Annotated in this window: 7 protein-coding genes; all 7 read right to left on the bottom strand. The window is 33.6% G+C overall.

Going from position 1 to position 12,978, the window contains the following annotated elements; translation table 11 throughout:
* Window positions 1-12 precede the first annotated feature (12 nt).
* The 7 genes from rpsJ to rpoB all read right to left on the bottom strand — a co-directional run bounded on the left by rpsJ (window position 13) and on the right by rpoB (window position 12,642).
* Complete coding sequence (rpsJ, locus tag IC758_RS00650) at window positions 13-324, bottom strand: 30S ribosomal protein S10 (protein ID WP_054268679.1); 312 nt, start codon at window positions 322-324, stop codon at window positions 13-15.
* Window positions 325-694: 370 nt separating this feature from the next.
* Window positions 695-1,888, bottom strand: a complete 1,194-nt coding sequence (tuf, locus tag IC758_RS00645; protein WP_227437055.1) for an elongation factor Tu — start codon at window positions 1,886-1,888, stop codon at window positions 695-697.
* A 91-nt stretch (window positions 1,889-1,979) separates the two neighbouring features.
* Entirely contained in the window at window positions 1,980-4,046 is a 2,067-nt protein-coding gene (gene fusA / locus IC758_RS00640) for an elongation factor G (protein ID WP_227437035.1), read from the bottom strand.
* A gap of 48 nt (window positions 4,047-4,094) precedes the next feature.
* A complete protein-coding gene (rpsG, locus tag IC758_RS00635) occupies window positions 4,095-4,565 on the bottom strand; it encodes a 30S ribosomal protein S7 (protein WP_227437037.1) in 471 nt (156 codons plus the stop codon).
* Window positions 4,566-4,688: 123 nt separating this feature from the next.
* Window positions 4,689-5,111 carry a 30S ribosomal protein S12 gene (rpsL, locus tag IC758_RS00630; protein ID WP_227437039.1) on the bottom strand — a complete coding sequence of 141 codons (423 nt, stop codon included), beginning with the start codon at window positions 5,109-5,111 and terminating at the stop codon, window positions 4,689-4,691.
* A 287-nt stretch (window positions 5,112-5,398) separates the two neighbouring features.
* Window positions 5,399-8,884, bottom strand: coding sequence for a DNA-directed RNA polymerase subunit beta' (rpoC, locus tag IC758_RS00625; RefSeq protein WP_227437041.1), 3,486 nt, complete (start codon window positions 8,882-8,884; stop codon window positions 5,399-5,401).
* A 41-nt stretch (window positions 8,885-8,925) separates the two neighbouring features.
* Entirely contained in the window at window positions 8,926-12,642 is a 3,717-nt protein-coding gene (gene rpoB / locus IC758_RS00620; RefSeq protein ID WP_227437043.1) for a DNA-directed RNA polymerase subunit beta, read from the bottom strand.
* Window positions 12,643-12,978 lie beyond the last annotated feature (336 nt).

Genomic DNA, 12,978 nt, shown 5'->3' with positions numbered 1-12,978 from the left:
TCTTAGGGGTTCTTATAATTTTATTTCTATATCTACACCTGCTGGTAAGTCTAATCTCATTAATGAGTCAACTGTTTTAGGTGTTGGATTAGCTATGTCGATTAGTCTTTTATGAGTTCTTATTTCAAATTGTTCTCTAGAGTCTTTGTACTTATGTACGGCTCTTAATATAGTTACAATTTGTTTTTCTGTTGGTAGAGGCACAGGTCCTGAAACTTGTGATCCAGCCTTTTTAGCAGTTTCAACTATTTTACCTGCTGAAAAATCTAATAATTTGTGATCATATGATTTTAATCTTATTCTTATTTTTTCATTCTTAGCCATTTTGTTTTCCCTCCTTTATCACGTGTTTAATTTTCAAGTTGCGTACAACTAATACCGATACACTGCTCCGGGTGTGTTGTAACTTTCAAATCGACATCAGTTCGTATTTCACTAGGATTTAATTCTTATTTTCTTAATCTCTCAAGCACACTATTATATTTTATATCATCTGTTACATTTTTTCAAGTTTTTTTTATGTTTTTTTCAATTTTATTTTCTCTTACAACATTATAACCTTAAACTTGATTATGAATCTATCTCAAGGCACTAGTTTAGTATATATGCTTTATTGCTACTTGTCAACAAAAAACAAAAAAGAGAGGTTAAACCCCCTCTTTTTTTATATGAAATCAATTAGCTTAGTAAAAGATTATTCGATTATTGTAGCAACAACTCCTGAAGCTACTGTTCTTCCACCTTCTCTTATTGAGAATCTTAATCCTTCTTCTACAACTATTGAATTTATTAAGTCTACTTCCATTGTTACGTTATCTCCAGGCATTACCATTTCTATTCCATCTGGTAACTTACAAGCTCCTGTTACATCTGTTGTTCTGAAATAGAATTGTGGTCTATATCCATCAAAGAATGGTGTATGTCTTCCACCTTCTTCTTTTTTAAGTACATATACTTCTGCAGTAAATTTTGTGTGTGCTTTTACTGATCCAGTCTTTGCTAGTACTTGTCCTCTTTCTATTTCGTTTCTTTGTACTCCTCTTAATAATGCTCCTATATTATCCCCTGCTTGTGCTTGGTCTAATAATTTTCTGAACATTTCTACTCCTGTTACTACTACTTTTCTTGGTGCTTCTGTTAATCCTACTAATTCTACTTCGTCTTGTACTTTTAATACTCCTCTTTCCACTCTTCCTGTTGCAACTGTTCCTCTTCCTGTGATTGAGAATACGTCTTCTACTGGCATTAAGAATGGTTTGTCAGTATCTCTTTCTGGTGCTGGTATATATTCATCTATTTGCTCGAATAATTCTACTATTTTATTTCCCCACTCACTCTTTGGATCTTCTAATGCCATTAATGCTGATCCTCTTACTATTGGAGTATCATCTCCTGGGAAATCATATTCTGTTAATAAATCTCTTACTTCCATTTCTACTAGTTCTAATAACTCTTCATCATCTACCATGTCACATTTGTTTAAGAATACTACTATATATGGTACTCCAACTTGTCTTGATAATAGTATATGCTCTCTTGTTTGTGGCATTGGTCCATCTGTTGCTGAACAAACTAATATTGCTCCGTCCATTTGTGCTGCTCCTGTTATCATGTTCTTAACGTAGTCAGCATGTCCTGGGCAGTCAACGTGTGCGTAGTGTCTGTTTGGAGTTTCATACTCAACGTGTGCTGTTGATATTGTGATTCCTCTTTCTCTTTCTTCTGGAGCTTTATCTATGTTTGCGAAATCTACTGCTTCTCCTAATTGGTATCTGTCATATAATGTTTTTGTTATTGCTGCTGTTAATGTAGTTTTACCGTGGTCAACGTGTCCTATTGTCCCTATATTAACATGAGGTTTTGTTCTTTCGTATTTAGCTTTAGCCATTTTGAATTTCCTCCCTTTATCTTGTGCAAGACGAGACAAGTCTCGTCTTGCTGATTATTTTTTATATTTATATTATTAATTAATTTTTAAATTATTTTCCTTCAGCTATCTTTTTAGCAACTGAAGCTGGAACTTGTTCATAGTGATCGAATATCATTGTATAAGTTGCACGACCTTGAGTTGAAGATCTTAGGTCTGTAGAGTATCCAAACATTTCTGAAAGTGGAACAAATGCATTTATAACTTGTGCACCACTTCTTGCTTCCATTCCTTGGATTAATCCTCTTCTTGAGTTTAAGTCACCCATAACATCTCCCATATAATCTTCTGGAGTAACAACTTCTACTTTAAAGTAAGGCTCTAAAAGAACTGCATTACCTTTCTTCATAGCATCTTTGAATGCCATTGAACCAGCCATCTTGAACGCCATTTCAGAAGAGTCAACTTCATGGTAAGAACCATCATATAACTCAACAGCAACGTCTACAACTGGATATCCAGCAACTATACCAGATTGCATAGCTCCTTGTATACCCATGTCAACTGGACCAACATATTCTTTTGGTACAGATCCACCAACAGTTTTGTTTGTGAATTTGTATCCTTCACCTGGCTCTTGAGGAGCAACTCTAATCTTAACGTGACCATATTGTCCTCTACCACCTGATTGCTTAGAGTACTTGTATTCAACATCAACTGGTTGAGTTATAGTTTCTCTATATGCAACTTGTGGAGCACCAACTTTAGCTTCTACTTTAAATTCTCTTAATAATCTATCTACTATTATCTCTAAGTGTAATTCACCCATACCAGATATTATAGTTTGTCCTGTTTCTTGGTCAGTTTTAACTGTGAAAGTTGGGTCTTCTTCAGCTAATTTTTGAAGAGCTATACCCATTTTTTCTTGAGCTGCTTTAGAACTTGGTTCTATAGCAACAGATATAACTGGCTCAGGGAATTCCATAGATTCAAGTATTATTGGATTAGCAGGATCACATAATGTGTCTCCAGTAGTAGTATCTTTTAATCCTACTGCTGCTGCTATATCTCCAGCATAAACTTTAGTTATTTCTTCTCTTGTATTGGCATGCATTTGTAGTATACGACCAATTCTTTCTCTCTTATTCTTAGTTGCATTTAAAACATAAGAACCAGATTCTAATGTTCCAGAGTAAACTCTGAAGAACGCTAGTTTTCCAACAAATGGGTCAGTCATTATTTTGAATGCTAATGCAGAGAATGGCTCTTCATCAGAAGAATGTCTTTCAGCTTCCTCTCCATCTTCCAATATACCTTTTATAGCTGCTATATCAGTTGGTGCTGGTAAGTAATCTAAAACTGCATCTATTACTAACTGAACACCTTTGTTTCTATAAGCTGTACCACAGAAAACTGGGTTCATCTCACACGCTATAGTAGCTTTTCTTATAGCAACTTTTAGTTCATCTATAGTAGGTTCTTCACCTTCAAGATATTTCATCATTAACTCTTCGTCAGTTTCAGCTACTGCTTCAACTAATTTTTCTCTCCACTCTGTAGCTAATTCTTTCATATCTTCTGGTATGTCTGTTTCTTCCATTTCAACACCTAAGTCGTCTTTGTATATAACAGCATCCATTTTTAATAAGTCTATTATACCTATAAATGAATCTTCTTTACCTATTGGTAATTGCATAGGAACTGCATTAGAATTTAATCTAGATTTCATCATGCTTACAACATTGTAGAAATCTGCTCCTAATATATCCATTTTATTTACAAAAGCTATTCTAGGTACTCCATAAGTTTCAGCTTGTCTCCATACATTCTCAGATTGAGGTTCAACCCCACCTTTTGCACAGAATACAGCAACTGAACCGTCAAGAACTCTTAGAGATCTTTCAACTTCAACTGTGAAGTCCACGTGTCCAGGAGTATCTATTATATTTATTCTATGGTCTTTCCATGAAGCAGTAGTAGCGGCAGAAGTTATTGTTATACCTCTTTCCTTTTCTTGCTCCATCCAGTCCATTTGAGAAGCCCCTTCATGAGTTTCTCCTATCTTATGAGTTTGCCCAGTATAAAACAGGATTCTTTCTGTAGTAGTAGTTTTCCCTGCATCTATATGAGCCATGATTCCTATATTCCTAGTTCTTTCCAAAGGAAACTTTCTAGCCATGGTTATCCTCCTTATGATATCCTCAATTTTATAAGATATCTATATATCCTACCATCTATAATGAGCAAATGCTTTATTAGCTTCTGCCATTTTATGAGTATCTTCTTTTTTCTTAACTGAAGCTCCTGTGTTGTTAGCTGCGTCCATTATTTCTTTAGCTAATTTATCAACCATTCCTTTTTCTCCACGAGCTCTAGTGTATTTTACTAACCATCTTAAACCTAATGTTTGTCTTCTTTCAGGTCTAACTTCGATTGGTACTTGGTAGTTTGCCCCACCAACTCTTCTTGCTTTTACTTCTAAAACAGGCATTATATTATCCATTGCCTTATTAAATACTTCTAAAGCATCTTCTCCTGTTTTTTCAGCAATAACTGTGAAAGCATCATAAACTATTGTTTGAGACTTTCCTTTTTTTCCGTCTACCATTAAATTATTTATTAATTTAGTAACTACCTTACTCCCATACATAGGATCTGGTAAAACTTCTCTCTTTGGAACATTACCTTTTCTTGGCATTTCGCTTCCCTCCTTAATTATTTAACTTAAATCATAGGTACTCGACATAAATTATTTAATGCCGTGATGCCATAAATATCTATATATTTAAAGCACCGAACTATAATCAATCATTAATTGTTTTTATTTTTTAGCGTCCTTAGGTTTCTTAGCACCATACTTAGATCTTGATTGTCTTCTCTTATCAACACCTGCTGTATCTAAAGTACCTCTTAGTATATGGTATCTAACCCCTGGAAGGTCTTTTACTCTTCCGCCTCTTATAAGAACAACACTATGCTCTTGTAAGTTATGTCCTTCTCCTGGTATATAAGCAGAAACTTCTATACCATTAGTTAATCTAACTCTGGCAACTTTTCTTAAAGCTGAGTTAGGTTTCTTAGGAGTAACTGTTTTTACTGAAGTACAAACCCCTCTTTTTTGTGGAGCACTAGCGTCAGTTACTTTCTTGTTTAAAGAGTTGTAACCTTTTTGTAATGCTGGAGCAGTAGATTTCTTTTCAACTGCTTTTCTACTTTTACGAACTAATTGGTTAATTGTTGGCATCATCTGCACCTCCTTCCAAATTTTCGATCTTATCAGTGACCGCCAACTACATCAATATGAATACTCATACTGACTGATTGTAACATTTGTTACTTACAATTTAATGTCTATAACACATGAATATGTGATATTAGCATTTTTCTAGCTTGATGCTTTTAGTTCTTGTTTATTGCCATTTAAAAGTCACTAAGAGCTCATATAAGCCCTTAGTGTACTTTTAAACAACACACTTTACTATTTTAACACCACAAATAATGGTTGTCAAGATTTCTTTACTCTATCTGCCATTAATCTTCAATTTTTTCAACAGCTATATTTCTATATTTCTTCATTCCTGTTCCTGCTGGTATTAGCTTACCTAATATAACATTCTCTTTAAGCCCTATTAGGTGGTCTTCTTTACCTTTTATTGCAGCTTCTGTTAATACTCTTGTTGTTTCCTGGAATGAAGCTGCTGATAAGAATGAATCAGTTGCAAGAGATGCTTTAGTTATACCAAGTAATACTCTTTTAGCAACTGCTGGTCTTAAGTCTTTAGCTATAGCTTCTTCGTTACATCTATTAAATGTTAATACATCTTCATATCCACCTGGTAATAAATCTGTATCTCCTGGGTCTTCAACTTTAACTTTAGATAGCATTTGTCTTACTATAACTTCTATATGCTTATCGTTAACATCAACCCCTTGAAGTCTATAAACCCTTTGAACTTCTTTAACTATATATTCTTGAACACCTTTAACACCTTTTACTCTTACTATATCATGAGGATTTATAAATCCTTGTGTTAAAGGATCTCCAGCTTCTAATATCTGTCCTTGCTTAACTTTTAATCTAGAACCATATGGTATCACATATGTTTGAGTTTCGCCTTCTTCTGGTATTACATTTACTTCTTTTCTCTTTCCAGTTTCATCTATTTCAACTCTACCAGATACTTCAGTTATTACAGCTAAACCTTTTGGTTTTCTAGCTTCGAATAATTCTTCAACCCTTGGAAGACCTTGAGTTATATCGGCTCCTGCAACCCCTCCAGTATGGAATGTACGCATTGTAAGCTGAGTACCCGGCTCACCTATAGATTGAGCTGCTATTATACCAACTGCTTCACCTATATTAACTTCTTTTCCTGTAGCTAAGTTTCTACCATAGCACTTAGAACAAACTCCATGATTAGTTTTACAGTTAAGAACTGTTCTTATCCTAATTTTTTCAATTCCTAAATCTACTATAGTTTCTGCTTCATCTTCTTGTATCATAGCATCAGCTTCAACTATAACTTCACCAGTTTCAGGATTTAATATAGGGTCTATAGTATATCTTCCTACAATTCTATCATATATTTCTTCTATAACTTCATTTCCTTCTTTTATAGCATAAATTTCTGTAGTATCTTCTGTTCCGCAATCTACTTCTCTTACAATAACATCCTGACTTACATCAACAAGTCTTCTTGTTAAGTATCCAGATTCAGCCGTACGTATAGCTGTATCGGCAAGACCTTTTCTGGCACCATGTGAAGATGTAAAGTATTCAAGTACTGATAAACCTTCACGGAAATTAGATTTAACTGGTATCTCAACTGTTTTACCAGATGCATTGGCCATAAGACCACGCATACCTGCTAGCTGTCTAATTTGGTTTTTAGAACCTCTGGCTCCTGAATGTGCCATTATATATATATTGTTTAATCTATCTAGTCCACCCATAAGAGCATCAGTAACCTTATCAGTTGTTTCTGTCCATGTCTCTATAACTTTTTCATATCTTTCTTCATTAGATATTAAACCTCTTCTGTATGCTTTTTCATATTTATCAACTTTTTCTTCTGCCTCAGCTATAAATACTTTCTTTTCTTCTGGAACACTCATATCAGCAACAGCAACTGTTATACCACCTAATGTAGAATATTTAAATCCTAGAGATTTTATATAATCTAGTAATTCCGCTGTTTCTGTATTTCCATGTTTTCTAAAGCACTTATCTATTATTTTACCCAGAGATTTTTTATCTGCTAAGAAGTCAACTTCTAGAGCAAATGGGTTTTCATTTCTATCTACAAATCCTAAATCTTGAGGTATGCTTTCATTAAATATAAATCTACCAACTGTACTTTCAACTAATGAACTTCTTCCATCTTCAAGAGTCACCTTTAGTTTTACTAACGCATGTAGATGAACTGATTTATTGTAATAAGCAAGTAATAGCTCATTAAAGTCTTTAAATACCATTCCTGTTCCTTTAGCATCATCTTGTGCTTCTATTGTTAGATAATAACAACCTAAAACCATATCCTGAGATGGAGTAGTTATAGGAGAACCATCTTTAGGAGCAAGAATGTTGTTTACAGAAAGCATTAAGAATCTTGCTTCTGCTTGTGCTTCCACTGATAAAGGTACATGGACTGCCATTTGGTCACCATCGAAGTCTGCATTGTAAGCTGTACACACAAGTGGATGTAGCTTTATAGCTTTACCTTCAACCAAGATTGGTTCAAATGCTTGTATACCTAATCTATGAAGAGTCGGTGCACGGTTAAGAAGAACTGGATGGCTTTTTATAACATCTTCTAAAACATCCCAAACTTCTGGCTTAACTTTTTCTACTATAGATTTTGCACTTTTTATATTATGTGCATATCCTTCTTTAACTAGTTTATCCATAACAAATGGCTTAAATAGTTCTAGTGCCATTTTCTTTGGAAGACCACATTGATAGAATTTAAGTTCTGGTCCAACAACTATAACAGAACGTCCTGAGTAGTCAACACGCTTACCAAGTAAGTTTTGACGGAAACGACCTTGTTTACCCTTTAACATATCTGATAAAGACTTAAGTGGTCTATTTCCAGGCCCTGTTACAGGTCTACCTCTTCTACCATTATCTATTAATGCATCAACTGCTTCTTGAAGCATTCTCTTTTCATTTCTTACAATTATATCTGGAGCTCCAAGCTCTAATAGTCTCTTAAGTCTATTATTTCTGTTTATAACTCTTCTATATAAATCATTTAAGTCTGAAGTTGCAAATCTTCCACCATCAAGTTGTACCATTGGTCTTAAATCTGGTGGTATTACTGGTATCGCATCTAAAATCATCCATTCTGGTTTATTCCCAGATTTTTTAAATGCTTCTACAACTTCTAATCTTCTTATTGTTCTAACTTTCTTTTGTCCTGTACTGTCTTTTAATTCCGCTCTTAGGTCTTTGCTTTGTTGCTCTAAGTCTATGTTTTGTAACAATATCTTTACAGCTTCAGCACCCATACCTACAGTAAAAGTATATCCATATTTTTCAAGAGCAGTTCTATACTCTTTTTCTGTCAATAACTGCTTCTCATTCAATCCAGTTTCTCCTGGATCAACTACTACATATGAAGCAAAGTATAGTATTTTTTCCAATGATCTTGGTGACATATCAAGTAAAAGTCCCATTCTACTTGGTATACCTTTAAAGTACCAGATGTGAGACATAGGAGCTGCTAGCTCTATATGTCCCATTCTTTCTCTTCTTACTTTCGATTTAGTTACTTCTACTCCACATCTATCACAAACTACACCTTTGTATCTAACTCTTCTATATTTACCACAATGGCACTCCCAGTCTTTTTGTGGTCCAAATATTCTTTCACAGAAAAGACCATCTTTTTCTGGTTTTAAAGTACGGTAATTTATAGTTTCTGGCTTTTTAACTTCTCCTCTAGACCATTGTCTTATTTTTTCTGGAGAAGCCAATGCTATTTTTATCGACTCGAAATTGTTTAATTCAAACAAGGAGTTCTCTCCCTTCTATTTGAGATTTACATTAATTAAATTTACATATCAAAGTCATCACCATCAAAGTCTATTTCTTCTTCAAATAAATCTTCTTCAGCAAATTCTTCTAAATTCTCTATATCCTCATCTTCTACGGTTTCCGTAAAATCATCTTCAATTTCTTCTATTATATTACTTTCTTCAACTTCTCCCATGTTATTTACAACATCTAGTTCAAATTCACCTATTGTGTCATCTTCATCTACAGACTCTCTTACTTCTATTTCTTGATCTTCATCTGTTAATACTTTTACATCTAAGCATAAACTTTGAAGTTCTTTTATAAGAACCTTAAATGATTCTGGGATTCCTGGCTCAGGTATGTTTTCACCTTTAACTATAGCTTCGTAAGTTCTAACACGACCTACAACATCATCAGACTTAACAGTAAGTATTTCTTGAAGTATGTGAGCAGCTCCATATGCTTCTAGAGCCCAAACCTCCATCTCTCCAAATCTTTGTCCACCAAATTGTGCTTTACCACCTAGTGGCTGTTGAGTAACTAATGAGTATGGTCCAGTACTTCTTGCATGTAGTTTTTCATCAACTAAATGATGTAGTTTTAAGTAGTACATATATCCAACAGTTATTCTATTATCAAAAGTTTCACCTGTTCTACCATCATATAAAGTTAATTTACCATCTCTAGGATATCCAGCTTCTTCAAGAGCATCCATTATATCATACTCATTGGCACCATCAAATACTGATGTTGCAACATACCATCCTAAAGTCTTAGCAGCAAGTCCTAAATGAACCTCTAAAACCTGACCGATGTTCATACGTGATGGTATACCTTGTGGGTTAAGTATTATATCTAGTGGAGTTCCATTTTCCATAAATGGCATATCTTCTTCTGGTAATATTCTTGAGATAACCCCTTTATTCCCATGACGACCAGCCATTTTATCTCCAACTTTTATTTTTCTCTTTTTAGCTATATAACATCTTACCAATTCATTTACTCCTGGAGATAAATCATCTCCATTTTCTCTAGTAAATACTTTTACATCAACTATTATACCAGATTCACCATGAGGTACTTTAAGTGAAGTATCTCTAACTTCTCTAGCCTTTTCACCAAATATTGCACGAAGTAATCTTTCCTCAGCAGTAAGTTCAGTTTCCCCTTTTGGAGTTACTTTACCAACTAGTATATCTCCTGAATCTACTTCTGCACCTATTCTTATTATACCTCTGTCATCTAAGTTCTTAATTGCACTATCTCCAACATTAGGTATATCTCTAGTTATTTCCTCTGGCCCTAGTTTTGTATCTCTAGCTTCACATTCATATTCTTCTATATGAATTGTTGATAATCTATCTTCTTTAACTAATCTTTCATTTATTAATATGGCATCTTCGTAGTTATAACCTTCCCAAGTCATGAATGCTATAAGACAGTTTCTTCCAAGTGCTACTTCTCCTAAATCAGTTGCTGGACCGTCTGCTATAACATCTCCTTGCACTATTTGCTCACCTTTAGTTATTATAGGTGTTTGATTTATACAAGTACCTGAGTTTGAACGTTTAAACTTAAGTAGATTATATCTATCTCTGTTTCCATCTTCTCTTTTTATAATTATCTCATCCGCTGTTACTCTTTCTGCTATACCAGAATTTCTAGCAACAACAACTGCTCCAGAGTCTTTTGCAGCTCTATATTCTATACCAGTTCCTATAATTGGTGCTTCTCTTCTAACTAGAGGCACTGCCTGACGTTGCATGTTCGCTCCCATAAGGGCACGGTTGGCATCATCATTTTCTAAGAAAGGTATCATAGCAGTGGCAACAGATACAACCTGCTTAGGAGATATATCCATATAGTCTACTCTGCTTTCAGGAACCATTTCAACAGCACCATTTACAGTTCTACAAACAACTCTATGGTTTACGAATTTACCATTGTCTGTTAATGGCTCATTTGCCTGAGCTCTTACGAATAAATCTTCTTCATCAGCAGTTAAATAATGTATCTCATCAGTAACTGTTGATGTTACTTTATCAAATTTTCTATATGGTGATTCTATAAATCCAAACTCATTTATTTTTGCATAAGTTCCAAGAGAGTTTATAAGACCGATATTTGGTCCTTCTGGAGTCTCTATCGGACACATTCTACCGTAGTGTGAATGGTGAACGTCACGCACTTCGAATCCAGCTCTTTCTCTTGAAAGACCTCCAGGCCCAAGAGCTGATAGTCTTCTCTTATGTGTTAACTCAGATAAAGGATTTGTTTGGTCCATGAACTGAGATAACTGAGAACTACCAAAGAATTCTTTTATTGCAGCTGAAACTGGTCTTATGTTAACTAACGCTTGAGGCGTTATAGCTTCCATATCTTGAACTGTCATTCTTTCTTTTATGACTCTTTCCATTCTTGAAAGACCAATTCTAACTTGGTTTTGTAATAATTCTCCTACAGATCTTATTCTTCTATTTCCTAAATGGTCTATATCATCAATGTTTCCTATATTATAGAAGATATTGAATTCATAACTTATTGAAGCTATTATATCGTCTAATAATATATGTTTTGGTATAAGTTCTTTAATTCTTGATTTTATAGCTTCTTTTATTTCTTCTTCATCACTATATCCATCTAAAATTTCTTTTAATGTTGGATAATGCACTTTTTCTTTTATGTTTAAATCATCTATGTCAAAATCAATATGAGACTTAATGTCTACAAAATTATTTCCTATAACTCTAACTTTCTTATCATCATCCATTAATAGATTTACTACATTTATACCTGCATTTTGTATATCTTTAGCTAACTCATAGCTTATTTTTTCTCCAGCTTTTACAAATACTTCTCCTGTTTCAGGATTTATTATGTCTTCTGCTGAAATTCTATTCATAATTCTATAGCATAAAGCAAGCTTTTTATTAAATTTGTATCTACCAACTTTTGCTAAATCATATCTCTTTGGATCAAAGAATAAAGCATTTAGTAAAGATGATGCACTTTCTACAGTAGGTGGTTCACCTGGTCTTAATTTTTTATATATCTCAACAAGACCTTCCTCTACTGTCTTAGTATTATCTTTTTCTAATGTGGCAGATAATCTTTCGTCTTCTCCTAAAAGGTCAATTATTTCTGCATCTGTCCCTATTCCTAAAGCTCTAAGTAAAACTGTAACTGGTTGTTTTCTTGTTCTATCAACTCTTACAGATATTACATCGTTAGAATCTGTTTCATATTCTAACCATGCTCCTCTATTAGGAATTACAGTAGATGAAATTAATCTCTTACCTGTTTTGTCTCTCTCTTCCGCATAGTAAACACCAGGAGATCTAACTAATTGACTTACGATAACTCTTTCTGCCCCATTTATAACGAAAGTTCCTCTTTCTGTCATTAAAGGGAAGTCACCCATAAATACTTCTTGTTCTTTTATTTCACCTGTTTCTTTATTTATAAGTCTTACCTTAACTTTTAGAGGTGCACAATATGTAGCATCTCTCTCTTTACACTCTTCTATATCGTACTTTGGTTTATCGTCTAAAGAGTAGTCAACAAATTCCAATATAAGATTACCAGTATAATCTTCTATTGGTGAAATATCATCAAACACTTCTTTTAAACCTTCTTTTAAAAACCACTCATAGGAATCTACTTGAATTTCTATAAGATTTGGCACATCAGCTATTTCCTTAATTTTAGAAAAGCTCATTCTAGTTCTTTTACCTATCGTGACAGGATGTGGCATTCACTTTTCACCTCTCAATAATTAAAAATAAAACAATAGTTCATTCTAACGCATCTAATAATTTTAGCATAATGTCAAGTATTTTTCAATATATTTTTTATCTTATATGTAAACTATGCATTATTTTTGATTTTTTGTAAATTATTTTAAGCATATATTATGTATTATGTACAATTCTCCAATATAAAATCCAATTTTTTCATTTATCGGTTTAATTTTCTAGAAAAAGTTACATTCTAATACCATACCCATATTTAATTATAATTTCATAAATAAGTACTAGTAAATAATTATATTTATACAAAAGCTGTTAAATATACAAAATAAAGACCATAA

It is taken from the genome of Clostridioides sp. ES-W-0016-02 (assembly GCF_020641035.1).
Lineage (GTDB): Bacteria > Bacillota > Clostridia > Peptostreptococcales > Peptostreptococcaceae > Clostridioides.
Note: the sequence above shows the minus strand (reverse complement) of the source record. Positions and strands in the feature narration are given on the sequence as shown.

What these genes read in the sequence shown, in the direction of transcription:
- rpsJ (WP_054268679.1), bottom strand. Translation starts at nt 324, where the DNA reads ATGGCTAAGAATGAAAAAATAAGAATAAGATTAAAATCATATGATCAC.
- tuf (WP_227437055.1), bottom strand. Translation starts at nt 1,888, where the DNA reads ATGGCTAAAGCTAAATACGAAAGAACAAAACCTCATGTTAATATAGGG.
- fusA (WP_227437035.1), bottom strand. Translation starts at nt 4,046, where the DNA reads ATGGCTAGAAAGTTTCCTTTGGAAAGAACTAGGAATATAGGAATCATG.
- rpsG (WP_227437037.1), bottom strand. Translation starts at nt 4,565, where the DNA reads ATGCCAAGAAAAGGTAATGTTCCAAAGAGAGAAGTTTTACCAGATCCT.
- rpsL (WP_227437039.1), bottom strand. Translation starts at nt 5,111, where the DNA reads ATGCCAACAATTAACCAATTAGTTCGTAAAAGTAGAAAAGCAGTTGAA.
- rpoB (WP_227437043.1), bottom strand. Translation starts at nt 12,642, where the DNA reads ATGCCACATCCTGTCACGATAGGTAAAAGAACTAGAATGAGCTTTTCT.